The 23,261-nt window shown below is 69.7% G+C and carries 22 protein-coding genes and 1 tRNA gene; 7 read left to right on the top strand and 16 right to left on the bottom strand.

Annotation, left to right across the window (positions count from 1 at the left end; translation table 11 throughout):
* The first annotated feature begins 51 nt into the window (after nucleotides 1-51).
* Together ACQPYZ_RS31570 and ACQPYZ_RS31575 are read left to right on the top strand one after the other, a co-directional pair.
* A complete protein-coding gene (locus ACQPYZ_RS31570) occupies nucleotides 52-1,101 on the top strand; it encodes an alpha-hydroxy acid oxidase (RefSeq protein ID WP_433162502.1) in 1,050 nt (349 codons plus the stop codon).
* A complete protein-coding gene (locus ACQPYZ_RS31575; RefSeq protein WP_433162504.1) occupies nucleotides 1,101-1,964 on the top strand; it encodes a methionyl-tRNA formyltransferase in 864 nt (287 codons plus the stop codon). The genes ACQPYZ_RS31570 and ACQPYZ_RS31575 overlap by 1 nt, the downstream gene beginning before the upstream one ends.
* A 91-nt stretch (nucleotides 1,965-2,055) precedes the next feature.
* Here ACQPYZ_RS31575 and rplA read toward each other — a convergent pair whose 3' ends face one another.
* The 5 genes from rplA to ACQPYZ_RS31600 form a co-directional block, all read right to left on the bottom strand.
* Nucleotides 2,056-2,778 carry a 50S ribosomal protein L1 gene (gene rplA, locus ACQPYZ_RS31580; protein WP_433162505.1) on the bottom strand — a complete coding sequence of 241 codons (723 nt, stop codon included), beginning with the start codon at nucleotides 2,776-2,778 and terminating at the stop codon, nucleotides 2,056-2,058.
* A 116-nt stretch (nucleotides 2,779-2,894) separates the two neighbouring features.
* Nucleotides 2,895-3,326 (bottom strand): 50S ribosomal protein L11, encoded by a 432-nt coding sequence (rplK, locus tag ACQPYZ_RS31585; protein WP_132319511.1) that lies wholly within the window; start codon nucleotides 3,324-3,326, stop codon nucleotides 2,895-2,897.
* 12 nt (nucleotides 3,327-3,338) lie between these two features.
* On the bottom strand, nucleotides 3,339-4,169 hold the full coding sequence (nusG, locus tag ACQPYZ_RS31590) for a transcription termination/antitermination protein NusG (RefSeq protein WP_433169797.1): 831 nt from the start codon (nucleotides 4,167-4,169) through the stop codon (nucleotides 3,339-3,341).
* A gap of 439 nt (nucleotides 4,170-4,608) precedes the next feature.
* Complete coding sequence (gene secE / locus ACQPYZ_RS31595) at nucleotides 4,609-4,851, bottom strand: preprotein translocase subunit SecE (protein WP_132319515.1); 243 nt, start codon at nucleotides 4,849-4,851, stop codon at nucleotides 4,609-4,611.
* 55 nt (nucleotides 4,852-4,906) lie between these two features.
* Nucleotides 4,907-4,979 (bottom strand) — tRNA-Trp (locus ACQPYZ_RS31600).
* A gap of 330 nt (nucleotides 4,980-5,309) precedes the next feature.
* On the opposite strand from ACQPYZ_RS31600, the gene ACQPYZ_RS31605 reads away from it, so the two are divergent.
* The 3 genes from ACQPYZ_RS31605 to ACQPYZ_RS31615 all read left to right on the top strand — a co-directional run bounded on the left by ACQPYZ_RS31605 (nucleotide 5,310) and on the right by ACQPYZ_RS31615 (nucleotide 9,045).
* Entirely contained in the window at nucleotides 5,310-6,503 is a 1,194-nt protein-coding gene (locus ACQPYZ_RS31605) for a pyridoxal phosphate-dependent aminotransferase (protein ID WP_433162508.1), read from the top strand.
* Nucleotides 6,504-6,554: 51 nt separating this feature from the next.
* Nucleotides 6,555-7,598: an adenosine deaminase gene (locus tag ACQPYZ_RS31610; RefSeq protein ID WP_433162511.1), complete on the top strand. Its 1,044-nt coding sequence runs from the start codon at nucleotides 6,555-6,557 to the stop codon at nucleotides 7,596-7,598.
* Between the two features lie 76 nt (nucleotides 7,599-7,674).
* Nucleotides 7,675-9,045 (top strand): TrpB-like pyridoxal phosphate-dependent enzyme, encoded by a 1,371-nt coding sequence (locus ACQPYZ_RS31615; protein WP_433162514.1) that lies wholly within the window; start codon nucleotides 7,675-7,677, stop codon nucleotides 9,043-9,045.
* Here the strand turns inward: ACQPYZ_RS31615 and ACQPYZ_RS31620 are convergent.
* Nucleotides 9,042-9,551, bottom strand: coding sequence for a hypothetical protein (locus ACQPYZ_RS31620; RefSeq protein ID WP_433162515.1), 510 nt, complete (start codon nucleotides 9,549-9,551; stop codon nucleotides 9,042-9,044). The two genes, ACQPYZ_RS31615 and ACQPYZ_RS31620, sit on opposite strands and share 4 nt — an antisense overlap.
* Before the next feature lie 272 nt (nucleotides 9,552-9,823).
* Between ACQPYZ_RS31620 and ACQPYZ_RS31625 the strand changes: the two genes are divergently transcribed.
* Nucleotides 9,824-11,140: a hypothetical protein gene (locus ACQPYZ_RS31625; RefSeq protein WP_433162517.1), complete on the top strand. Its 1,317-nt coding sequence runs from the start codon at nucleotides 9,824-9,826 to the stop codon at nucleotides 11,138-11,140.
* A gap of 21 nt (nucleotides 11,141-11,161) precedes the next feature.
* Nucleotides 11,162-11,773 carry a 2'-5' RNA ligase family protein gene (locus ACQPYZ_RS31630; RefSeq protein WP_433162518.1) on the top strand — a complete coding sequence of 204 codons (612 nt, stop codon included), beginning with the start codon at nucleotides 11,162-11,164 and terminating at the stop codon, nucleotides 11,771-11,773.
* Nucleotides 11,774-12,107: 334 nt separating this feature from the next.
* On the opposite strand, the gene ACQPYZ_RS31635 is transcribed toward ACQPYZ_RS31630, so the two are convergent.
* The 10 genes from ACQPYZ_RS31635 to ACQPYZ_RS31680 form a co-directional block, all read right to left on the bottom strand.
* Nucleotides 12,108-14,306: an FAD-dependent oxidoreductase gene (locus ACQPYZ_RS31635; RefSeq protein WP_433162520.1), complete on the bottom strand. Its 2,199-nt coding sequence runs from the start codon at nucleotides 14,304-14,306 to the stop codon at nucleotides 12,108-12,110.
* Nucleotides 14,307-14,319: 13 nt separating this feature from the next.
* A complete protein-coding gene (locus ACQPYZ_RS31640; protein ID WP_433162522.1) occupies nucleotides 14,320-15,237 on the bottom strand; it encodes a MurR/RpiR family transcriptional regulator in 918 nt (305 codons plus the stop codon).
* A gap of 25 nt (nucleotides 15,238-15,262) precedes the next feature.
* Nucleotides 15,263-16,636, bottom strand: a complete 1,374-nt coding sequence (locus tag ACQPYZ_RS31645) for a hypothetical protein (protein ID WP_433162523.1) — start codon at nucleotides 16,634-16,636, stop codon at nucleotides 15,263-15,265.
* Complete coding sequence (locus ACQPYZ_RS31650; protein WP_433162526.1) at nucleotides 16,633-17,454, bottom strand: carbohydrate ABC transporter permease; 822 nt, start codon at nucleotides 17,452-17,454, stop codon at nucleotides 16,633-16,635. Before ACQPYZ_RS31650 ends, ACQPYZ_RS31645 begins: the two co-directional genes overlap by 4 nt.
* Entirely contained in the window at nucleotides 17,447-18,397 is a 951-nt protein-coding gene (locus ACQPYZ_RS31655) for a carbohydrate ABC transporter permease (RefSeq protein ID WP_433162528.1), read from the bottom strand. The genes ACQPYZ_RS31650 and ACQPYZ_RS31655 overlap by 8 nt, the downstream gene beginning before the upstream one ends.
* Nucleotides 18,397-19,695 (bottom strand): ABC transporter substrate-binding protein, encoded by a 1,299-nt coding sequence (locus ACQPYZ_RS31660; protein ID WP_433162530.1) that lies wholly within the window; start codon nucleotides 19,693-19,695, stop codon nucleotides 18,397-18,399. The genes ACQPYZ_RS31655 and ACQPYZ_RS31660 overlap by 1 nt, the downstream gene beginning before the upstream one ends.
* Before the next feature lie 75 nt (nucleotides 19,696-19,770).
* Entirely contained in the window at nucleotides 19,771-21,324 is a 1,554-nt protein-coding gene (locus ACQPYZ_RS31665) for an alkaline phosphatase D family protein (protein WP_433162531.1), read from the bottom strand.
* A gap of 77 nt (nucleotides 21,325-21,401) precedes the next feature.
* Entirely contained in the window at nucleotides 21,402-22,427 is a 1,026-nt protein-coding gene (locus ACQPYZ_RS31670) for a UDP-N-acetylmuramate dehydrogenase (protein WP_433162532.1), read from the bottom strand.
* Entirely contained in the window at nucleotides 22,424-22,831 is a 408-nt protein-coding gene (locus tag ACQPYZ_RS31675) for a MaoC/PaaZ C-terminal domain-containing protein (protein ID WP_433162534.1), read from the bottom strand. The genes ACQPYZ_RS31670 and ACQPYZ_RS31675 overlap by 4 nt, the downstream gene beginning before the upstream one ends.
* Nucleotides 22,828-23,250, bottom strand: coding sequence for an FAS1-like dehydratase domain-containing protein (locus ACQPYZ_RS31680; protein ID WP_433162535.1), 423 nt, complete (start codon nucleotides 23,248-23,250; stop codon nucleotides 22,828-22,830). Before ACQPYZ_RS31680 ends, ACQPYZ_RS31675 begins: the two co-directional genes overlap by 4 nt.
* Between the last annotated feature and the right edge of the window lie 11 nt (nucleotides 23,251-23,261).

Genomic DNA, 23,261 nt, shown 5'->3' on the forward strand with positions numbered 1-23,261 from the left:
TGCCGTCCACTGTACCCGGGCGGACCCAGGGCGGGTGCGACGATGGGGCGCATGCGATGGATCGACACCCTCGAAGCCGCGGCCGCCGACAAGCTGCCCGAGCCCGTCCACCGGTACTTCCGGCAGGGCGCGGCCGGCGGTGTCAGCGCGGGGGAGGCCGTCGAGTCCTGGTCGGCGTACCGTTTCCGGCCGCGCGTGCTGAACGACGTGTCCGCGGTCTCGGCCGCGACCACGGTGCTCGGGACGCCGGTCGACGGACCGGTGCTGGTCGCGCCCTCGACGATGCACCGGATGGCGGATCCGGACGGCGAGGTCGCGATGGCGAACGGCGTGGCCGCTGCGCACTCGATCGTCGGCATCTCCAGCAACGCGGGGACGACGTTCGCCGACGTCGGCGCGACCGGAGCGCCGTGGTGGCTGCAGATCTACATCGTGCGGAACCGCTCGATCACCGAGCGCATGCTGGACGCGGCGGTCGCGGGCGGTTCGCGGGCCGTCGTACTGACTGTCGACACTCCCGTGGTCGGCCGCAAGGAGGACACCGGGGAGACGGTGTGGGATCTCGTCCGGCCCGGTCAGTTGCTGGCGAATCTGCCGGACGGCGAGTGGACCGACGACGATCTGGCGAAGGCGGACGACCTCGGTCCGGACGCGATCGGCTGGCTAGCCGAGCGCACCGGATTGCCGGTGGTGGTGAAAGGCGTGCTGCGTGGTGACGACGCGAAGCGCTGCGCGGACGCCGGCGCCGCCGGGGTGATCGTGTCGAACCACGGCGGACGCCAGCTCGACGGCTCGGTGGCGACCGCGCAGGCGTTGCCGGAAGTCGCGGAGGCGTTGGCCGGCACGAGGACGGAGGTGTACGTCGACGGTGGCATCCGCCGAGGTGAACACATCCTGGCCGCGCTGTCGCTCGGCGCTCGAGCCGTCTTCGTCGGCCGGCCCGCCCTGTGGGCGCTGACCGTCGGCGGCGCCGCGGGGGTGACCCGCCTGCTCGCCGACCTGGGCGCCGAGTTCGAGCACTGTCTTCGCCTGGTTGGCTGTCCGCGGCCCGACGACCTGACCCCTGACCTTGTCACCACACGATCGATGGACCCACTCTGATGACCGAAAACCAGACGCCGCTCCGGATCGTCACGCTGAACGCGTTCCTCCCCGGCTATCGCCTGCTGCACGAATTCGCCGAGCGGAACGGGCACGAGATCGTGCTCGTCGTGACGCTCCCCCAGACCGATCGGTACGGCTCGGGCAGTCCGCTCGCGGTCGACCTTCCGCCCGGGAGCAACGCGCTGATCACCAGCAAACTGCGGACGGTCGCGGCCCCGGTGATCGAGGCGCTCCGGCCGGACGTGGTCATCTCGGCCGCGTTCCCGCGCCTGATCCCGGGCGAGATCCTCGAGATCCCGAAGTACGGCGCGATCAACTGCCACCCGTCCCCGCTGCCGGCCGGGCGGGGGCCGACCCCGCAACGGCTGATCTACGAGGGTGACGAGCGGGTCGGCGCGACCGTGCACCGGACGGCTGCCGAGTTCGACACCGGGGCGATCCTCGCGCAACACATCGCGCCGCTGCCGGACGACCTGAACGGGCCTGCGATCATGAAGACTTGGCGGACCCTGCTCAGCCGGTGCCTCGACGACGCCGTCCCCCGCCTGGTCGCCGGCGAGCCGGGCACGCCGCAGGATCCCGCGCTGGCGACCGAAGCGCCGTTCTTCACCGACGCGGAACGCCGGCTCGACCTCACCGAGCCCGCAGCCGTCATCCGCCGCAAAGCCGCCGCCCTGAACGTCACGTCCCCCACCGCCCAGGTGACGGTCGACGACACCACCCACACCGTCACCCGAACAGACCCGGCCACCACCATCCATCCCCCCGCCCCACCCGGCACAGTCCTGGCCACCACCCCCACCGGCTGGACAATCCAAACCGCCGACCACCCCCTCCACCTGACCCGCCAATCCCCCTGACCACCCCGACTCCACCCCCCGTTGCCGTATCTGCCTGAAGACGCAGAAAGGCCCCGGTCGGGTGACCGGGGCCTTCTGGTGCCTTTGCGGATCAGGCGTCGGCGGATTCCTCGGTGAGGTTGCGGGTGAGGTTGGGGTCAACCTGGACACCCGGGCCCATCGTGGTCGAGAAGACCGTCTTCTTGATGTAGCGACCCTTCGAGCTGGCCGGCTTGAGCCGGAGGATCTCCTCCAGCGCGGCGCTGTAGTTCTCCACCAGCTGGGCCTCGTCGAACGACGCCTTGCCGATGATGAAGTGCAGGTTCGCGTGCCGGTCGACCCGGAACTCGATCTTGCCGCCCTTGATGTCGGACACGGCCTTGGTCACGTCCGGGGTGACCGTGCCGGTCTTCGGGTTCGGCATCAGACCGCGCGGGCCGAGGACCCGGCCGAGCCGGCCGACCTTGCCCATCAGGTCGGGGGTCGCGACGACGGCGTCGAAGTCGAGCCAGCCGTCGGTCACCTTCTTGATCATGTCGTCGTCGCCGACGAAGTCGGCGCCGGCGGCCTTGGCGGCCTCGGCCTTGTCACCGGTGGCGAAGACGAGGACCCGTGCCGTCTTGCCGGTACCGTGCGGAAGGTTGACGGTGCCACGCACCATCTGGTCGGCCTTGCGGGGGTCGACCCCGAGGCGCATCGCGACGTCGATGGTGGAGTTGAACTTCTTGCTGCCGGCCGCTTCCTTGGCGAGCTTGATCGCCTCCAGCGGGGTGTACAGCTTGTCGAAGTCGATCTTCTCCGCGATCGTGCGGTAGGCCTTGCTGCGCTGTGCCATGGGATTTCCTCTCTGGGGTGTGGTCTGCGGGCGGCGCTTCGCCCTGCCACAACTGCGTGACGTTGTTCCCGGTACGCCGGTCGCGCGACGGCGTCGCCGTACCTGGAGAGACGGACTCAGCCGTCGACGGTGACGCCCATCGAGCGCGCGGTGCCCTCGATGATCTTCATCGCGGCGTCGATGTCGCGGGCGTTCAGGTCCGGCATCTTGGTGGTGGCGATCTCGCGGACCTGGTCCTTGGTGATCTTGCCGACCTTGTCCCGCTGCGGGACGGCCGAACCCTTCTGCAGACCGGCGGCCTTCTTGATCATCTCCGGCGCCGGCGGCGTCTTGGTGATGAAGGTGAAGGAACGGTCTTCGTAGATGGTGATCTCGACCGGTACGACGTTGCCGCGCATGGACTCCGTCTGGGCGTTGTACGCCTTGCAGAACTCCATGATGTTGACGCCGTGCGGACCGAGCGCGGTACCGACCGGCGGGGCCGGCGTCGCGGCACCGGCCTGGAGCTGCACCTTGACCAGGGCAGCGATCTTCTTCTTGGGAGGCATTCTGTCGGGTCCTTAGACTTTCTGGATCTGGCTGAAGCTGAGTTCCACCGGGGTCTCCCGGCCGAAGATCTCCACCAGCGCCTTGATCCGCTGGGCGTCGGCGTTGATCTCCGTGATCGTGGCGTGCAGGGTCGCGAACGGCCCGTCGACCACCATGACCGAGTCGCCGACACCGAAGTCCGCGACCTCGACCTTCTTCTTGGCCGCGGTCTTGGTCGGTGCGGCGCCGGCTTCGGCGGCCGCCGCCTCGGCCGCCGCCACGACGGCCGGAGCGAGCATCTTCTCCACCTCTTCGAGGCTGAGCGGGACGGGCTTCTGGCTGTTCCCCACGAAGCCGGTCACCGACGGCGTGTGCCGCACGGTCGACCAGGACTCGTCGGTCAGGTCCATCCGGACCAGCACGTAGCCGGGGAGCACGGTGCGCTTCACCATCCGGCGCTGCCCGTTCTTGATCTCGGCGACCTCCTCGGTCGGCACGATGATCTCGAAGATGAAGTCCTCCATGTTCAGGGAGTTGATCCGGTTCTCCAGGTTGCCCTTGACCCGGTTCTCCATCCCCGAATAGGTGTGCACGACGTACCAGTCGCCGATCTGCGAGCGCAGCCGGCTGCGGAGCTCCTCGAGCGGGTCGCCCGGCTCCTCCGGCTCGGCCTCGGCCTCGTCCTCGTCGTCCTGCGTTGCGGCGGAGGCGGCAGCCAGGGCGTCCACGTCGGCGTCGTCGTCCGCCGTACCGGAGTCACCGGCGGAGAAGACCAGCTCGTCGGTCGCCGGCGCGGCGGCGACGCTCTCCTCGCCCGCGCTGTCCGCGGCGGCCGGGTCCGTGCCGGCGGTCTGGGCGGCCAGCTCGTCGGTGGCCTCCTCGACGTCGGCCACGGTCACCACCTCGTCGTCCTCCGCGGCGTTGGCGGCGGCGACCACCACGACCGGCTCGTCCTCGGAGTCGTCGGCGTCGGCCGGACCCTCCTCGGCCTCGTCGTCCGCGGAGTACTCCTCGACCTCGTCGTCGTCCGCGTCGTCGGAGCCGGCGTCCGCGAACGGGTCGTCGTCGCCCTCGGCGAACAGGTCGTCATCGTCGTCGGAGTCGTCCAGGTCGAGATCGAGGTCCAGGTCGAGCTCGTCGTCGGAGTCAGCGGATACGTCGAACTCGTCCTCGTAGTCGAGGACCTCGTCGTCGCGCTCGGACACGTTGTACTCCGTCATCTCTGCATCGGTCTTGTCTGCTTCGGGTCGGGCCGCGGCCCGGGACCCCCGGCTCAGGGTGTTCGTGGGCGGCTGCGAACCGTCAGCCGAAGATCTTGAACATCGCCCAGCCGAAGGCGAGGTCGAGCGCCGAGACGATCGCGATGACGACCACCACGAAGGTCAGCACGACCACGAAGTAGGTGGAGAGCTGCTTGCGGGTCGGCCAGACGACCTTGCGGAGCTCGGCGACCACCTGGCGGTAGAAGCGCAGCAGGCGGTTGCCCGACTTGCTCTCCGCAGGCTTGCCGGCGCCGGACGGTGCCGGGGTGCGCGTCTCCGTCACGACCTACCTCTTTCGCTAGCGGCGGCCTGACCGGCCCTGCGCCGGTCAGGATTTGCAGGGCACGAGGGACTTGAACCCCCAACCTTCGGTTTTGGAGACCGATGCTCTGCCAGTTGAGCTAGTGCCCTCTGCAATCCTCCGGACGCCGCGGGACCTGATCTCGGGCATGCCGATTCAGGGCCACCAACGCCCGGACTAGAAGAGTGTACGGGGTCCGGGCCACCTGGTCGAACTGAGGCCCAGCCCGTACGACCCCACCGGGCGTCGCACCGCGACCAGAACCATACAGCCTCCACGGGTTCCCAACGGCCCGGGGGCCCGGAGTGTTCCGGAGGTCGCGGACCGCCACGCCATCACAACGGCGCGGCCGCGGCGTTGGCCCCCGGAGGCCGCCGGGAATCGCGCGGTTGTGATGGCCTGGCGGTCCGGTCCGGGCGCCGCAATGCCAGGATGGGCCCATGGGTTCCAGGGTTTCGGCGCGGATCGGCGCCATCAGCGAATCGGCGACGCTCGCGGTCGACAGCAAGGCGAAGGCGCTCAAGGCGGCCGGGCGGCCGGTGATCGGTTTCGGCGCCGGCGAGCCGGACTTCCCGACGCCGGACTACATCGTCGAGGCCGCGGTCGAGGCCGCCCGGGACCCGAAGAACCACCGCTACAGCCCGGCCGGCGGCCTGCCGGAGCTCAAGCAGGCGATCGTCGACAAGACCAGGCGGGACTCCGGCTACGAGATCGAGGCCGCCCAGGTGCTGGTCACCAACGGCGGCAAGCACGCGGTCTACAACACGTTCGCGACGCTGCTCGACCCGGGTGACGAGGTCCTGCTGCCGGCGCCGTACTGGACGACGTACCCGGAGACGATCCAGCTGGCCGGCGGCGTCCCGGTCGAGGTGCTCGCGGACGAGACGCAGAACTACTGCGTCACCGTCGAGCAACTGGAGGCGGCCCGGACCGAGAAGACCAAGGCCCTGCTGTTCTGCTCGCCCTCGAACCCGACCGGCGCGGTCGACAGCCCGGAGGCGATCGAGGCGATCGGCCGCTGGGTGCTCGAGCACGGCCTCTGGGTGATCACCGACGAGATCTACGAGCACCTGACGTACGGCGACGCACGGTCGACGTCGATCCCGGTCGCCGTCCCGGAGCTCGCGGACCGGACGGTCGTGCTCAACGGGGTCGCCAAGACGTACGCGATGACCGGCTGGCGGGTCGGCTGGATGATCGGCCCGAAGGACGTGATCAAGGCCGCGACGAACCTGCAGTCGCACCAGACGTCGAACGTGTGCAACGTCGCCCAGCGGGCCGCGATCGCCGCGCTGACCGGCGACCTGACCGCGGTCGAGGAGATGAAGCAGGCGTTCGACCGCCGCCGGCAGACGATGGTGCGGATGCTGAACGAGATCCCCGGCGTCGAGTGCCCGGAGCCGACCGGCGCGTTCTACGCGTACCCGTCGGTCAAGGGCGTGCTCGGCAAGGAGATCAACGGCCGGACACCGGCGTCGTCGACCGAGCTCGCCGAGATCATCCTGGACGAGGCGGAGGTGGCCGTGGTCCCGGGTGAGGCGTTCGGGGCGCCGGGGTACCTGCGGTTGTCCTACGCGCTCGGCGACGCGGATCTCGCCGAGGGTGTCGGCCGGATCGCCAAGCTGCTGAGCTGAGGTGACCGGGACGATTTCTGTCCGGCCGCGTTCCGTCGGTAACCTTCTGTGATGACGCATCGGGATCTGCGGGTGCTGCCCAAGGCGCACCTGCATCTGCACTTCTCGGGCTCGATGCGGCACCTGACGCTGGTCGAGCTGGCGGACAAGCACGGCGTCCGGTTGCCCGACGCGCTGCGGACCGACTGGCCGCCGGAGCTGTCGGCGGCCGACGAGCGCGGCTGGTTCCGGTTCCAGCGGCTGTACGACATCGCCCGGTCGGTGCTGCGCACGGAGGACGACGTACGGCGCCTGGTCCGGGAGGCAGCCGAGGACGACCGGGCCGACGGCTCGCGCTGGCTCGAGATCCAGGTCGACCCGTCCGGGTACGCGAACCGCTTCCACGGCATCACCGAGTTCACCGACCTGGTCCTGGACGCGGCCCGGGACGCGGCCGCCTCGACCGGGATCGCGGTCCAGGTGGTGATCGCGGCCAACCGGACGCGGCACCCGCTCGACGCGCGGACGCTCGCCCGGCTGGCCGCGCAGTACGTCGGGCGCGGGGTGGTCGGGTTCGGCCTGTCGAACGACGAGCGCCGGGGTACGACGTCCGAGTTCGCGCCCGCCTTCCGGATCGCCCGCCAGGCCGGGCTGCTCGCGGCGCCGCACGGTGGTGAGCTGTGCGGGCCGGCCACCGTCCGCACCTGCCTGGACGAGCTCGGCGCCGGCCGCATCGGTCACGGGGTGCGCTCGGTCGAGGACCCGGATCTCCTGAAGCGCCTGGTCGACGCACAGGTCGCCCTCGAGGTCTGCCCGGCCTCGAACGTCTCGCTCGGCGTCTACCGTCGCCCTGAGGACGTGCCCCTGCGCGAGTTGTACGAAGCCGGCGCCCGCATCGCCCTCGGCGCCGACGACCCGCTGCTCTTCGGCTCCCGCCTCGCCGAGCAGTACGAAACCGCCCGCGCGGTCCACAACTTCACCGACGAAGAGCTCGCCGACCTCGCCCGCGGCTCCATCCTCGCCTCCACCGCCCCACCCGAGACCCAGAAGGCTCTCCTGGCCGAGATCGACGAGTGGCTCGGCGTTACCGCCCCGGCCGCAGTCCCGGCGACCTGAAAATGCCGGACGAGGGCCGGTCCGGTTCCTCGGCAGGTCATTGTCGAGGGCATCGGCCGGGGATTACGTTGCGTGCATGACGCCGACGAAGATCTTGTTACCTGAGGACGAGTTGCCGACGCGGTGGTACAACGTGCTCCACGACCTGCCGACGCCACCGCCGCCGGTGCTGCATCCGGGGACGGGGCAGCCGGTGGGGCCGGACGATCTGGCGCCGCTGTTCCCGATGGACCTGATCATGCAAGAGGTCTCGCAGGATCAGTACGTCGACATCCCCGGTGAGGTGCTCGACGTGTACCGGCTGTGGCGGCCGAGTCCGCTGTACCGGGCGCACCGGTTGGAGAAGGCGCTCGAGACGCCGGCGCGGATCTACTACAAGTACGAAGGTGTCTCCCCCGCGGGATCCCACAAGCCGAACACGGCCGTCCCGCAGGCCTACTACAACGCCAAGTCCGGCGTCCGGAAGCTCACCACCGAGACGGGTGCCGGCCAGTGGGGGACGGCGCTGGCGTTCGCGTGCGCGCAGTACGGGCTGGAGTGCGAGGTGTGGCAGGTCCGGGCGTCGTACGACCAGAAGCCGTACCGCCGGACGATGATGGAGGTCTTCGGCGCGACCGTGCACCCGAGTCCGTCGGAGCTGACCGAGGCCGGGCGGAAGATCCTGGCCGGCGATCCGGAGTCGACCGGGTCGCTCGGGATCGCGATCAGCGAGGCGGTCGAGGCCGCCGTCCAGGACGAGACGGTGCACTACGCGCTCGGGTCGGTGCTCAACCATGTGCTGCTGCACCAGACGATCATCGGCGAGGAGGCGCTGATCCAGCTCGCCATGGTCGGCGAGACCCCGGATCTGCTCGTCGGCTGCACCGGCGGCGGGTCGAACTTCGGCGGCCTCGCGTTCCCGTTCCTGCGGGAGAAGGGGGCCGGCCGGATGGCGCCGGTCGTCCGCGCGGTCGAGCCGGCCGCCTGCCCGTCGCTGACCCAGGGGACGTACGCATACGACTTCGGCGACACGATCGGGATGACGCCGCTGATGAAGATGCACACCCTCGGCCACGACTTCGTCCCGGACCCGATCCACGCCGGCGGCCTGCGGTACCACGGGATGAGCCCGCTGATCAGCCACCTCTACGAGACCGGTGAGATCGAGGCGGTGGCGAAGCCGCAGTCGGAGTGCTTCGCGGCCGGCCTGCAGTTCGCGCGGACCGAGGGCATCGTGCCGGCGCCCGAGCCGACGCACGCGCTCGCCGCCGCGATCGAGGAGGCCCAGCGCTGCAAGGAGTCCGGCGAGGAGAAGGTGATCATCACCGCGCTGTGCGGCCACGGTCACCTCGACCTCGCGGCGTACGACGCCTATCTCACCGGCTCGATGACCGACCGGGCCTGGGACGACGCGGAGATCCAGGCCGCCGTGTCCCAGGCACTCACCCGGCTGCCGGCGCTCAGTTAGCCGCCGCGCTTCCACCAGGGTTTGGGCCGCTTGGCGACTGCGGTCAGCCAATCCGCCGGGATGGCCCATCCCCTGGTGCTGAGGGCTGCGAAGTACTGCGCTTTCAGGCTGTCCGGCACCCAGTACGCCGCGGTGGACTGGTCGGCGGCCTCGAAGTACGTCGTGCGCCGGCCGGGGCTCCACACCGTCGCCAGGGTGGAGCAGTGGGCGAGCCGCACGTAGTCCCACCGGGCCTGCTCGTCCGACAGGTCGTACGCCCGCTCGGTGACGTGCAACAGTCGGCGCTTGGGCTGGGGCTCCTGGTCGATCTCTTCGATCAGGTCTTGCACGACCGCGCGGTCGTCGGTCATCTCGTCGGGCAACCGCAGTCCGACCGGATCCAGTACGGCGGGGCCGAGCCGCGGCATCGCCACCTCCAGGAACACCTCGAGCAACGCGAACGCCTCCTCGGCCCGGTCGAACCGCGTCAACCCGGCGTGCAAGGTCGTCACCGCTTCCTCGGCCACCTGCCACACCCTAAGACGCCCGCGGCCACCGGCTGGGCCGAATCTGCCCCGCGATGCCCCGAGATGCCCCGATTGCTCACGCTCAGCTAACCCGTCCCGGACCACGATCTGCCCGGTACGACGCCCGCGACCGGTCGGCCGGGTGCCGGAAAGCCCCTCCGCGGCGGGGATTCCGGGGCAGCGCGGGGCATGCCGGGGCAGCTTGGGGCAGATCATCCACAGACCCCGTTTTCGTGGTCGCGGACGGTGGCCGGGCACCTACAGTTACGGCCATGCCAGAGCCCAACGAACTGCTGCGAGCCGCCCGGGAGCGGACGGCGTCGCGGCGCGCGCCCGGTGAGCAGATGTCCCGGGCCGAACTCGCGGAGGCCGTGTGCGGCTGGCTGTGGGAGACCACCGAGACGAAGTACGAGCTCGACGGGCACTACATCGCCAAGCTCGAACGCGGCGCGGTCCGCTGGCCGGGGGCGGCGTACCGGTCGGGGCTGCGGTACGTGCTGAACGTCGCCGACGACAGCGAGCTGGGCTTCGTCCCGCCGGGCGGTCCCGGCATCGTCGACCCGGAGCCCGGCACCAGTTCGATGCTCGGTCTCGAGGACGACCTGGTGCAGTCCGGCGACGAGTCGGTCGCGCTGCTCGCGCTCGCCGAGGAGTCGAACGTCGGTGACCTGACCGTCGAGCAGCTGCACGCGGACATCCTGCGCATCACGCAGAACTACCTGCGCACGCCGACGAAGGCGCTGTTCGTGCGCAGTCGCGCCGTCCGCGACCGTGCCTTCCGGTTGCTGTCCGGCCGGCAGCCACCGCACCAGACGCGTGACCTGTACGCCACGGCCGGCTGGGCGCTGACGCTGCTCGGCTGGATGGCGGTGGACCTCGGGCGGCCGGACGTTGCCGAGAGCCACACCCGGACGGCGTGGGCCTGTGCCGAGGCCGCCGATCTCGACGACCTGCGCGCGTGGGTGCGGGCCACGCAGCACACGGCCGCGTTCTGGCAGGACGATTTCGCCGGGGCGGCGACGTACGCACAGGACGGGCTGGGGTACGCCCGAGGCAGCTCGGCCTTGTTCCTGGCGAGTGTGTCCGCGGTAGACCTGGCCAGGTCGGGCCGGCATGCCGAGGCGCGCGACGCGCTGGCGATCGCGAAGCGCACGACGGTCCGCACCGATGTGCCCGAGCTCGGCGGCCCGTTCCTCTGTACGCCGGAACGCGCCGCGGGCATCTGGTCCGACGCGCACCTGGCACTCGGCGAGGCGGACGAGACGCTGAAACACGCCGAGCATGGGGTCTCGCTGTTCGAGTCCGCGCCGCACTCGGCGCGGAACTTCGGCTCCGAGCGGATGGTCCGGCTGCAACTCGCCAAGGCGCATCTGCAGCTCGGGGAGCTGGACGGCGCGACCGAGGCGGTCTCGGCGGTCCTCAGCACCCCGGTCGAGTACCGCGTCCGTCCGTTGATCCACCGCATCAGCGAGGTCGCCGCCCTCACCCGGCTCAGCCGGCACGCGACCGATCCCAAAGCGCTTGCGCTGCACGACTCGATCCGGGTCTTCATCCGTCACCCCGCCAGCCGGGCGACACCGAGCAAGTAGACCGAGCAAGGAGGAGTGCTGATGTTCGAGGAAGTCCGCGACCACTGGTACTGGCGACCGGGGTGGCGGCCCGACCGCAGTTTCTACACCTGGCACGTGACGTTCGAGGACCGGCCGGAGCTCGCTGCGCTCCAGGCGTCGTACGCCGAGCTGCTGCACGACCTGCCCGGATTCACGCCGGTCCCGGTGGAGTGGCTCCATCTCACGGTGCAGGGCGTCGGGTTCGCCGACAAGGTGCCGGCGGCGGACCTGGCCGAGATCGTCGAGGCCACCCGTCTCCGGTTCGCCAAGGTCGAGCCGTTCCCGGTCACCATCGGCCCGGCCGTCCTCGACCTCGAGTCCATCCAGCTCCCAGTCCGCCCGGTCGAGCCCCTCCAGCACCTCCGCGACCTCACCCGGGCCGCGATCACGGACGTCTGGGGCGACGACGCCGTACCCGAGCTCCCCGACCTCGACCCCCACATCACCCTTGCCTACAGCAACCACACCACCCCCGCCGCCCCCATCACCACCCGCCTCCTCGCCCACACCCCCCACTCCACCGCCCTCTCCATCACCGCCCTCACCCTCCTCACCCTCACCCGAACCCACCACCTCTACCACTGGACCCCCACCCACACACTCCAGCTCTGACCACACCACTCAATGCAGTCCCGCCCCGGCCCACGCCTCCACACGTTCGTCGACGAGAACAAGTCCCGCGGCCTCCTGATGGCTGCAGCCAGCTGCTCGCGCCGCACCTGGACCCGTTGCTGTGGGTGCCGGACGCCGTGGTGTGGGCCTGGGCGAAGGGTGGCGAGTGGCGGGAGCAGGTGCGTGCGTACTGCGACCTGAGACCACTCTGAACGCGCAGAACCCGGCTCACCAACCGTCCGGATGGCTGCCGGGTTCACTTCCGCAGGCTATTGCCCTAGGCACCGACCACTATATCCACTGCACGCGTCTCCCGCCACCGAGAAGAAACCACTCAACTGCCGTAGGCGCGGATTGAGGTGAGGTGGGCTCGGGGGGAGCCGTTGGTTTGGAGGGCTCGGAGGCGGAGGGCGGTGGTGGTGAGGGTTACCGGGTGGTGGTGGGTTCGGTGGTGGTTGTCGGTGACCGTGGTGATGGTGTGCCAGCCGGTGGGGGTCTGGGCTTCCAGGGCGTACGTGTGCAGGAGGGTGGGGAGGACGTCGAAGGGGGTGCGGTGGTGGTGGAGGTTGATCAGGTCCTCTTCGACGTCGTCGTCGAGGATGACGACGATCTCGGTGAGGTCGACCGGTGTCGGCCAGGTGAGCTGGATCCAGGGTTCGGGGTCCCAGGCGAGGTCCTCGGAGCACCACAGCTGCGGGCCGCCGTACGGGCGGGAGTAGCCGCCGACCACGTTCGAGGCGGCGTACGCCGTGGTCTCGCCGAGGCGGAGGCAGAGGCCGTCGCGGGGCAGAATGTGCTTCCAGGAGCGGAACTGTTCGGTCCACTCCTCGTCCGGTGCTGGGTCGCGGTGGGTGAAGAAGATCGTCCCGGGCAGCGCCGACGAGGCGGTGTGCACGGAGACGTCCGGGTTCGCCCGCAGTACGACGATCGCGTTGCCGGACGCACGCCATGCCAGAGGTACGTCGATCCAGCGCTTCTCGCCAGCCGGGACAGTCACCGTGGACGAGTCGAGGAGGGCGAGCGGCAGGTAGTTCTGCGGCTTCACCGGATCGTGCAGCTCGACGGTCAGCGACGTGTCGGCCGAGGCGTCGACCAGCACCGACAACCCCGTCGGCGACGGCAGCACCATGGCCAGGTCGGAGGTCAGGGCGAGGGTGCCGGACGACACCTCGACGGCCGGCTCGCGCAGCGTGGACGAAGCTGTGACGGCTGCATCGAGAGCGAGGTTGGCGGGATCGTCGTCGACGACCCCGAGCACGGACGCGTCCGCACGCTGCAACGCCCGGCGCATCAGCTCGAACCGCTCGGTCGCCAGCTCCCGCGGCGACAGCCCGTTGCTCAAAGCAACCGAAGCCCCGATCCCCACTGCCTCACCCAGGACGGCGCAGGTCGCCATCACCCGGGTGGTCCCGAAGGCGACGTGGCTCGCGCTGATGTTGCGGCCCGCCATCCACAGGTTCGGCACGTTCCGCGAGTACAGCGACCGCAGCGGGATGTGGTAGTTCCCGTCCGGGTGCCAGTGCTTCGACCCGCGCTCCGCCGCGTACACCCCACCCGGAGGATGCAGATCGATCGACCAGCCACCGAAGGCCACCCGGTCCTCGAACTCGACCTGCCCGAGGACGTCGTGCTGCGTCAACACGTGATCCCCGAGGAACCGCCGGTACTCCCGCTTCCCCGGCACCGAACCGATCCACTCCAGGGTCAGATTGTCCGCGTCGAACCGGCCGGAGTTCTTGAGGTAGTCCCAGATCCCGTAGACGACGGCCTGCAACTCGTCCCGGATCCGCTCGTTGTCGTCGACGACGTCGAGCTCCCCACCCCACTCGATCCACCAGTACGCGCACCCGTTCAGGTCCGACCGGATGATCCGCCGGTCCGGGATCGCGGTCTCGGTGATGTCCCGCGCGAACGACGGCGGCACGAACCGTACCGGTGCGCCGGTGTCCTTGGTGTAGAAGAGGATCGTGCTCCCAAGCGTGTTCCCGTCGGGTACGTCGGGCGCCCACGACTCGCCGTACTGCGACCGCGGCTCGCGCCCGGTGGCGAAGTCCGCACCGGCGAGGTACCCGACCAGACCGTCGCCCGAGCAGTCCGCGAAGGCCGGGCTCCAGAAGGTGATCGACTTCTCCGAGCCCATCTGCCACCCGTTGACCGACCGGATCGAACCGTCCGGCGCGGTGTCCACGGTGCGCACGTCCGTGTTCAGGAACAACGAGATCCGCGGCTCGGCCCGGACCGCCTCCAGCAGCACGAGGTCCCAGTAGTACGGGTTCCCCTCCGGGTTGCGGTACTGGTTCTCCACGAACAGCTCGCCCATGATCCCGGTCTCCCGGGCGAAGTGCTGGACGCCGTGCGCGGTCGCCCCGCACACCCAGACGCGCACCTCGCTGGAGGAGTTGCCGCCGAGCACCGGCCGGTTCTGGACGAGGGCCACGGTGCTCCCCTGCCGGGCCGCGGCGATCGCCGCGCAGACTCCGGCGAGGCCCCCGCCGATCACGGTCAGGTCGGAACGGACGTCGAGCTGCTGCATACAGGAAAACCCCTCAGGTGATGGTGTCTGGTCGTACGACGGTGTCCGGATCGAGCACGGCGTCCGGATGGACCACCGGCTGCCCCGGCCCGTTCGGGTGGTTGGCGGTCAGATGATCGGGAACGCGTTGCGCCACCAGCACGAACAACAACCCGGCGGTGAGGACGTCGCTCGCCCGCCCGGCGAAGAACTCGGTCCACGTGGTCCCGTTCGGCGTACCGGTGTCGAGCGTGACGTCGGCCAGCCGTCCGATCGGCGCGTCGACGACCCCCGTGATCGCGACGGTCAGCGCGCCCTCGCCGGCGGCTCGTTCAAGGAACCCCAACGTGGTCGCGTCCGTCCCCGATCGGCTGATGACCAGGGCGACGTCGCCCGCCCCGAGCAACCCCGCGCCGATCTGCGACGACTGCGGTCCGTCGAAGAACCACACCGGGATCCCGATCCGCAGCAGCCGGATGTACAGCTCCCGCGCCGGGATCGCGTCCCCCCACTCCCCGTAGATGTGGGTACGACGAGCGCCGGCGATCGCGTCCGCGACCCGGGTGGCCGCGGGCAGGTCGATCGCGGCCAGGGCGTTGCGCAACGCGTTCGCCTGGGTGGACGCGAGCACGTTCAGCACCTGCTCCGGCGGATCCGCCGGGCCGATCGCCAGCCCGATGTCACTCGCCCAGCCCGCCTCGAGCCCGCGCCCGATCTCCATCGCGAGCGCGGCCCGCAGTGCGGGATACCCGGCGAAGCCGAGGTGAGTCGACAGCCGGGTGACCGTGGCGGCCGACGTCTGCGCGGCCTCGGCCAGCTTGGTGATCGACCCGCGCGCGACCTCGTCCGGGTGCGCGAGCAGGTGCTCGGCGACCCGCTGCATCGCGCCGTTCAGGTCCGGCAGGGCGCGCTTGACCAGCTGCAACGGGCTCGGGTTACCGGCTCGGTCCATCGAAGAAGATCCCATCCCGTGATCATCACGTATAGACGAACTGGGCACTCGCCACACCGTCGGTGTCGCTGACCACTCGCACCCAGTGCGCACTGAACCCCGGCGGGAACACATGCGTCCGCACCTGACCCGGCTCGACCACCAGCGAGTGAACGGCTCCGAAGCGCCCGTGCCCGTGGAAGTCGATCTCGATCGTGATGGTCATCGGCGACGCGGAGAAGTTCTCCAGATGCACGCACTTCCCGTCGAACCCGGTCATCAGGTACGGATCCGACGGCTCCCCGGCCCGCACCTCCGTCTCCCACCAGGGACCACCCCACCCGGCCGGCTTGCCGAAGCTCCACAGGTCGTCGGTCTTGCCGAACCACAGCCCGGACTGCGGTTCGGCCGTGGTCGGGTTGAGCCCGTGACTCGGCGACGCGTTGTCCGCGCCGGCGACCAGCATCCCGCGCCACGAGCAGAAGTCCCCGAGCACCCAGAGATGGGTCGAGATCGGCCGCACGCCCCAGATCCGGCCGCCGTACGCCCACGGCGACAGCTCGTAGAACATCCCGTGGTGGTCCATCAGCAGCCGCTCGTGCTCGACCTCGCGGATCCGCGGCCACTCGGTCTGCCACTTGTGGTCGAAGCAGTGCGACGCCTTCGGCAGCCGGTACCGCGTCCAGCGGTCGTCCGCCTCGGTGTACACCTCGAGGATCGCCGACGCGCGGTCCCACCCGGTTGCGAAGATCGTCCCGCCGAACTCGTGCCGCCCGCCGATCGCGGTGAACGGGTCCCTCCGCAGGATGGTCCACGACGAGCCGTCGTACTCCGCCAGTCGTCCGCGCGACCGTTCACCGGCCCACTCGGGCTCGGCGTACTCGTTGGAACAGACAACGAGCCGGCCGAACGACGTGTAGCAGTCCTTGTAGTGGACCTTCATCTCGCCGTCCGTCCGCAGCTCCTCGTTCAGGTCGAAGAGCTGGGTGCACTCGTACGTGGTCAGGTCGAGCTCGAGCAGCTCGCCTTCCATCGCGAGCACGTACACATGTGTGTCCGGCTTGGTCAGGTGGCGCGACGTACCGCAGACCCGCAGCGGTTGCAGCTCGGGGATGGTGACGATCTTGTGGTCGGCCGAGATCACGTGCGGTCCGAGGACCAGCTGCGACGTCGGGAAGTGCACGAACCGGTTGGTGTACGTGCCGTCGACGCCGAGCGTCTCGGGCACGAGCTCCATCGACAGGTCCGGCTCGATCCGGCGCAGGCTGACCCCGGCGCCGGAGCGTGCCTTGTGCGAGTTGTAGTTCTGGACGTAGAGCTTCCCGTTCCACGGCATCAGCGAGCCGACGCCGAGTTCGCTGCGCGGCGGGCCGAAGTCGCCGATCTGGGCGAGATGGGGGAAGACACCGGACACGTTCATTTGATCCCCGTATGGGTCATGGCCGCGATGAAGCGGCGTTGCAGGACGATGAACACGAGCAGCACCGGGACGATCGAGATCACCGAGGCGGCCATGGTCAGGCCGGGGGCGATCTGGCCCTGCTCGTCGACGAAGTTGGTCAGGCTGAGCGGCAGCGTGTACCGGTCGGGGTTGCTGATCAGCACCAGCGGGGTCTCGTAGTCGTTCCACGACCAGACGAACGCCAGGATGCCGAGCGCACTCAGCACCGGAGTCGCCAGCGGCAGGTAGATCCGGCTGAACACCTGCCACTCGTTCGCGCCGTCCATCCGGGCCGCCTCGGCGAACTCGGCCGGCTGGCTGACGAAGAACTGGCGCATCAGGAAGGTGCCGAGCACGGTGAACATGCCGGGCAGGATCAGCGCCCACAACGTGTCGTACAGGCCGAGCTTCTGGAAGTAGATGAACCGCGGCACCAGCAGCAACTGCGCCGGGATGATCGCGGTCGCCAGGTACAGCAGGAACAGCTTGTCCCGGCCCTTGAACGACATCCGGGCGAACGCGTACCCGGCCATCGTCGCGGTGACCAGCTCCCCGGCCACCCGCAGTACGGCGACGAAGACGGACCGGCCGAACGCCGGGAGCACGGACGTCGCACCCGACAGCACCGTGCTGAAGTTGTCCCACTGGAACGGGTCCGGGATCCACTGCATCGGGATCCGGTACGCGTCCACGTCGGCCTTCAGCGCGGTCGACAGCATCCACGCGAACGGCGCGAGGAAGGCGATCGCCAGGATCCACAACGGGATCCCCCACCACCACTTGCTGTGCCTAGTCATGCAGAGCCCTCCCTCGCTGCGCGCGCCAGGTCACGAGCGTCAGCGCGAGGACGCCGAGGAACGTCACCAGGCCGATCGCCGAGGCGTAGCCGAAGCGGTAGAACTGGAAGCCGGTCTGGTACATGTAGTACGAGATCGTCGTGGTCGAGTCGCCCGGACCGCCGGCCGTGATCAGCGCGATCAGCCCGAAGCCCTGGGACGCCCCGATGATCAGCGTCACCAGCAGGAAGATCGTTGTCGGCAGCAACGACGGCCAGGTGATCACGCGGAACTTCGCCCAGACCCCGGCCCCGTCGATGTCGGCCGCCTCGTACAGCTGCCGCGGCGCGTCCTGCAACGCGGACAGATAGATCAGCGAGCAGTACCCGACGCCTCCCCAGACCGCCATCACGATCAGCGCCGGCAAGGCCCAGTGCGACGACGCGAACCATCCCGGCTGCAGCCCGAAGACGTCGAGCACCTGGTTGACCAGGCCGGCCTTCGGGTTCATCAGCATCAGCCAGGTCATGCCGATCGCGACCACGTTGACGATGTACGGCAGGAAGAAGATCGCCCGCAGGACGGCGCGTCCCGGCAGCGGCCGGTTCAGCGCGATCCCCAGGGCCAGCCCGAGTACGACGGTCAGCGGCACGCTCACGCCGACGTACACCAGCGTCAGCCCGACCGCCCGCCAGAACCCGGGGTCCTGGGCGATGGCGACGAAGTTGTCGAGGCCGTTGAAGGTGATGCCGCCGAGGCCGGACACCAGGTTCCAGTCAGTGAAGGCGAGCACTATCACGCTGACCAGCGGGATCAGGGTGAAGGCGATCACGCCGAGCAGGTTGGGGGCGATGAAGAGGAAGCCGATCCAGCCCCGCGGCTTGATCCCGGGGCCGGTCCCGTTCCCGGCCGGCGGCGCCGGGCTGACGGCTTTCGCGGGGGTCACGACCGTGGCGGTGGCCATCACGACCTCCTCTCGTTGCGGGCGATCGCGGCGTCGGCGAGCCGCCGTACCTCGCGGATGGCGACGCCGGGGTCCTTCTCGCCCAGCCAGCACAGGTCGCGCTGCTGCTTGACCGCGAGGCTGATCTCCGGAAAGCCGGTCAGCCGGGTGTCGGTGGCGAGCCTGGGGTCGGCGTCCAGGACGACGCGGTGGAACGACTCGACGTCGAAGTACTTCTCCGGCTCCTTGCCGAGCATCCCGGTGATCACCTGGTCGTCGGTGACGTTGCCGAGGGTCGGCAGCTTGCCGGCCTTGAGCATCGGCGCGGACCCTTCGGTCAGCCAGAACTTCACGAACTCCCAGGCTGCCTCGAGCTTCGGCGACGTCGGGTTGACCATCACGAAGTTGCTGTAGCTGCCGCCGTTCCAGTCCTTGCCGCCGACCGTCGGCGGCGGGGCGAACGACACCTTGAAGTCGTGCGGGTACTTCTTCGGGTCGTACAGGTAGCGCAGGTTGAACGGCGCCGTCGACCACAGGTGGAACTCCTCGCGGAGGAAGGAGTTCTGCTGGTAGGCGTCCAGATGCCGCGACAGCACCTCGGTCCACGGGAAGGCGGAGCCCTCGGCGATCATCTCCTGCCCGAGACGGAATCCCTGCTCGAAGTGCGGGTCGCCGAAGTTCGAGCGGTCACCGTCGTACCAGTAGTTCGGGCCGAGGGCGATCCGGGCGACGTCGGGGATGGTGTAGGCACCGATGGTGTCGCCGGTGGTGAGCTTCCGCGCGACGGCGCGGTACTCCTCGATCGTCCACTGCCGCGGCAGCTCGGCACCGGCCTGCTGCCGCAGCTTCTCGTTGAAGAGCACGAAGGACGGCTCGCGGGCGGTGGCGAGGGCCTTGACCTTGCCGTTCTCGATGTACGCCCGGGGCTCGACCGTGTCCAGGAACGGTTTCAGGTCCGGGTCCGCGGTCACCCGGTCGGTCAGGTCCGCCGCCAGTCCGGACCCGGCCCGCAACGCCATCGACGCCTGCGTGTAGGTGAAGTACACGTCGATGTCGAGCCCGCCCTGCAACGCGGTGTCCAGCTTGAGGTTGCCGCGGGCGTCGTTCACGAACCGCGTGTAGTTGACCTTGTACTGCGGAAACTTCCGCTGGAACGCCTCGACGACGGCCGCCGGGCCGGACGCGGCCGGGACGCCGCCCCACACCTGCAGCGCACCCGATCGCGCGCCGCCGGACGAACATCCCGGCACGACGGCCGCGGCGGCCGCCGCGCCCAGCCCGGCGAGAACCTCCCGCCGTGAAAATCCTTTGCGCCTCACACTCCACCTCCCACCAGATTTCGCAAAAGATTAGCGAGGGAGGCGCGGTTTGCCTAGGGTCTGTGCAAAACTTTTTCAGGACACGTCGGCGATGCCGGCCTTGCCTGCCTCGACTGTGATGCCGGCTCGGGTGAGTACCGGGGAGTCGGGCACGGTGACCTGGGGTACGACGCGGTAGTCGGTCCGCCACTCGTCGCGGGTCACCACGCAGCGCTGGTAACCACGCTGGCTGTTGTGGAACTTCATGTGCGGGTTCTCCGCCAGCCAGGTGACCCCGAGGGCGTCCATGTCGGCGCCGTTGCCGCCCGAGCTGATCGACGTACCGAGGAACTCGGTGCCGACGGTGCGCGACGACGGGTCGGCGAAGTTCAGCTTCAGGTCGGCGGCCACGCTGCGGTGGGCGTCGCCGGTGATCATCACGAAGTTGTCGACCTTCCGCTGGACCACGCCGTCGAACAGTCGCTGCCGGGCGGCGGCGTACCCGTCCCAGGTGTCCATGCCGTACCGCTCGGACACGCCCGCCTCGTGGTCCGCCTCGAACGCGAAGATCTGGTTGCCGAGCACGTTCCAGCGCGCGTGCGAGCGGCCGAGCCCGTCGAGCAGCCACTTCTCCTGCTGCGCGCCGAGCATCGTCCGGGCGGGATCCCAGCGACCGTCGCAGTTCTGCGCGCACTGTTCGAGCTGGTCGGTGCGGAACCGGCGGGTGTCGAGCATGTTCAGCTGCAGCAGGTTGCCGAACGACAGCCGCCGGTAAACCTGCATCTCGGGTCCGCGCGGCATCGACGTACGGCGCAGTGGCAGATTCTCGTAGTACGCCCGGTACGCCGCCGCCCGGCGCTGGCGGAACACCGCCGGGTCCTGGTCCGGCTCGGTGTCGAGCTGCGAGATGTCGCCGGCCCAGTTGTTCTCGACCTCGTGGTCGTCGGGCGCGACCACCCATGGCGCGGCGGCGTGCGCGGCCTGCAGGTCGGGGTCGGACTTGTACTGGCCGTACCGGACGCGGTAGTCGGCCAGGCTGAACACCTCCGCGGCCGGCAGGTGCGGCCGGCCGATCGTGCCCTGGTTCCCGCCTTCGTAGATGTAGTCGCCGAGGTGGACGACGACATCGAGGTCCTCGTCGGCCATGTGCCGGAACGCGGTGAAGTACCCGTCGGCGTACGCCTGGCAGCTCGCGAACGCGAACGTCAGTCCGTTGAGCCGGCTGTACCAGGCGGGCGCGGTCCGGGTCCGGCCGACCGGGCTCACCTGGTCGCCGACGACGAAGCGGTACCAGTACTCGCGGTCCGGCCGCAGCCCGTGCACCTCGGCGTGCACCGAGTGCGCCCACTCGGGTACGGCGTGCTCGACGCCGCGACGGACGATCCGGCGGAACCGCGGGTCCTCGGCGACCTCCCACTTCACCAGGACGCGCTTGGCCGGCATCCCGCCGTACCCGTCCGGCGCGACCGGCTCGGGTGCGAGGCGGGTCCACAGCACGACGCTGTACGGCTCCGGATCACCGGAGGCCACGCCGAGCGTGAACAGGTCACCGAGCCGGGATGAGGCTCGCGCTTCCGGGACGACGGCGGTGGCCACTGCCGCCGCGCCGGCCAGGGTGAGGAACTGTCGACGGCCGAACTGGTCTCGCATGAATCCTCCTGCTACGGGGTCGGAAACCGTAAGTCATTCACAGCTACCGAACCCCGAGCCGAAGAACAAGGGAACGTTCAGAAACTTGCGTTCACCAGGACGGGTTCGTTGACCAGGGTGATGCCGAAGGCCTGGTGGACCTGGGCACGGAGGTGGGCGGCGAGCGCCAGGATCTCCTTGGTGGTGGCACCACCGCGGTTCGTCAGCGCCAGCGTGTGCTTGGTCGACACCGAGGCGGCCCCGATCGCGAAGCCCTTCGCGATCCCCGAGTGTTCGATCAGCCAGGCCGCGCTGGTCTTCACCCGGCCGTCCGGCTGCGGCCACTGCGGCGCACCCGCCGGTACGTCGGCCGCCGTGTCCAGGATCGGGTTCGTGAAGAACGACCCGGCGCTCCAGGTGTCGTGGTCGGCCTCGTCCAGCACCATCCCCTTGCTCCGCCGGAGCCCGAGAACGGCCTCGCGGACGTCGGTCATCGGTGCGCGCGACCCGGGATCGACCTCGAGGACGCGGGCCAGCTCGGCGTACCCGATCGGGGCGGACAGGTCGCCGAGCCGCAGCTGGAACGTGACCTCGAGGACGACGTACCGGGACGGGTCCTGCTTGAAGCGCGAGTTGCGGTAACTGAAGCCGCAGTCGACCGCGTGGATCGTGCGGACCCGGTTGTCCACCCGGTCCCAGACCCGGACCCAGGCGATCGTCTCGGCCACCTCGTGCCCGTAGGCGCCGACGTTCTGCACCGGGGTCGAGCCGGTCAGCCCGGGGATCCCGGACATCGACTCCAGGCCGCTCCACTCCTCGGCGATCGCGCGCTGGACCACGACGTCCCAGTCCTCGCCGGCCTGGATGCTGACCATCGCGCCGGAGCACATGTCGGCGTCGACCTTGATCCCACGGGTGGCGATCTTGATCACGGTGCCGCGGAAACCGTCGTCGCCGATCACGACGTTGCTGCCGCCGGACAGCAGCAGCACCGGCTCGCCGGCCGCGTCGGCGTCCCGGACCGCGGTGATCAGGTCGTCCTCGGTGGTGACCTCGACGAGGCGGTCGGCCAACCCTCCGATCCGCAGGGTGGTGAAGTCGGCGAGACGTACGTGGGTCTTCACCGGACTCTCACGACCGCCCTGGCCCGGCCGAGGACCTTCTCCTCGCCGGCAATCGCGGTGATGTCGATCTCCGCCTGCCCGTCCGCGACCTTGTCCACTTTCGCCGAGAAGGTCACGCTCGCGCCCTTGTCGTCGTCCGGCACGACGACCGGCTTGGTGAACCGTACGCCGTACTCGACGAGGTCGGCCGGGTCGTCGAGCCAGTCGGTGACGACCCGGACCGCGGACGCCATGGTGAGCATGCCGTGCGCGATCACGCCGGGCAGGCCGAGCGCGGCCGCCATCCGGTCGCTCCAGTGGATCGGGTTGAAGTCGCCGCTGGCCCCGGCGTACCGGACCAGGTCCTCGCGGCGGAAGGTGACGGTCAGCGGCGGGAGCTCGAGGCCTACCTCCGCGGTCTTCATGCGCCCGCCCGGTTGTGCGAGATCGTGGAGGTCGAGGTGGCGATCGGCTCGCCGGCGACGGTGCTCAGGGCGGTCTCGTACATGATCACCTCGACGTCACCGGCCTTGCGCACGGTGGTGATGGTCGCGGTCGCGGCGATGTCGTCGCCGGCCTTGATCGGGCGGGTGTAGGTGAACTTCTGCGCGCCGTGGACGATCCGGTCCAGCCGCAGCCCGAGCTCCTCGTCGCCCAGCAACTGCTCGAGCGCCCGGCTGCCGAGCATGAACGCGAAGGTCGGCGGCGCGACCGCGTCCGCTCCCCGGTACGCCGGGTTGGGGTCGCCGATCGCGTCGGCGAACTCGCGGATCTTCTCCCGGCCGACCTGATAGGACTCGGCGGCCGTGTAACTCCGGCCGACCATCGTGGCGTCGATCGTCATATCCCCAAACC

Source organism: Kribbella sp. CA-247076 (assembly GCF_050942445.1).
Taxonomy (GTDB): Bacteria; Actinomycetota; Actinomycetes; order Propionibacteriales; family Kribbellaceae; genus Kribbella.

Bases quoted from the DNA above. Each gene is read 5' to 3' on its own strand.
- ACQPYZ_RS31570 (WP_433162502.1), top strand. From the start codon at position 52: ATGCGATGGATCGACACCCTCGAAGCCGCGGCCGCCGACAAGCTGCCC.
- ACQPYZ_RS31575 (WP_433162504.1), top strand. From the start codon at position 1,101: ATGACCGAAAACCAGACGCCGCTCCGGATCGTCACGCTGAACGCGTTC.
- rplA (WP_433162505.1), bottom strand. From the start codon at position 2,778: ATGGCACAGCGCAGCAAGGCCTACCGCACGATCGCGGAGAAGATCGAC.
- rplK (WP_132319511.1), bottom strand. From the start codon at position 3,326: ATGCCTCCCAAGAAGAAGATCGCTGCCCTGGTCAAGGTGCAGCTCCAG.
- ACQPYZ_RS31605 (WP_433162508.1), top strand. From the start codon at position 5,310: ATGGGTTCCAGGGTTTCGGCGCGGATCGGCGCCATCAGCGAATCGGCG.
- ACQPYZ_RS31610 (WP_433162511.1), top strand. From the start codon at position 6,555: ATGACGCATCGGGATCTGCGGGTGCTGCCCAAGGCGCACCTGCATCTG.
- ACQPYZ_RS31615 (WP_433162514.1), top strand. From the start codon at position 7,675: ATGACGCCGACGAAGATCTTGTTACCTGAGGACGAGTTGCCGACGCGG.
- ACQPYZ_RS31625 (WP_433162517.1), top strand. From the start codon at position 9,824: ATGCCAGAGCCCAACGAACTGCTGCGAGCCGCCCGGGAGCGGACGGCG.
- ACQPYZ_RS31630 (WP_433162518.1), top strand. From the start codon at position 11,162: ATGTTCGAGGAAGTCCGCGACCACTGGTACTGGCGACCGGGGTGGCGG.
- ACQPYZ_RS31635 (WP_433162520.1), bottom strand. From the start codon at position 14,306: ATGCAGCAGCTCGACGTCCGTTCCGACCTGACCGTGATCGGCGGGGGC.
- ACQPYZ_RS31640 (WP_433162522.1), bottom strand. From the start codon at position 15,237: ATGGACCGAGCCGGTAACCCGAGCCCGTTGCAGCTGGTCAAGCGCGCC.
- ACQPYZ_RS31645 (WP_433162523.1), bottom strand. From the start codon at position 16,636: ATGAACGTGTCCGGTGTCTTCCCCCATCTCGCCCAGATCGGCGACTTC.
- ACQPYZ_RS31650 (WP_433162526.1), bottom strand. From the start codon at position 17,454: ATGACTAGGCACAGCAAGTGGTGGTGGGGGATCCCGTTGTGGATCCTG.
- ACQPYZ_RS31655 (WP_433162528.1), bottom strand. From the start codon at position 18,397: ATGGCCACCGCCACGGTCGTGACCCCCGCGAAAGCCGTCAGCCCGGCG.
- ACQPYZ_RS31665 (WP_433162531.1), bottom strand. From the start codon at position 21,324: ATGCGAGACCAGTTCGGCCGTCGACAGTTCCTCACCCTGGCCGGCGCG.
- ACQPYZ_RS31675 (WP_433162534.1), bottom strand. From the start codon at position 22,831: ATGAAGACCGCGGAGGTAGGCCTCGAGCTCCCGCCGCTGACCGTCACC.
- ACQPYZ_RS31680 (WP_433162535.1), bottom strand. From the start codon at position 23,250: ATGACGATCGACGCCACGATGGTCGGCCGGAGTTACACGGCCGCCGAG.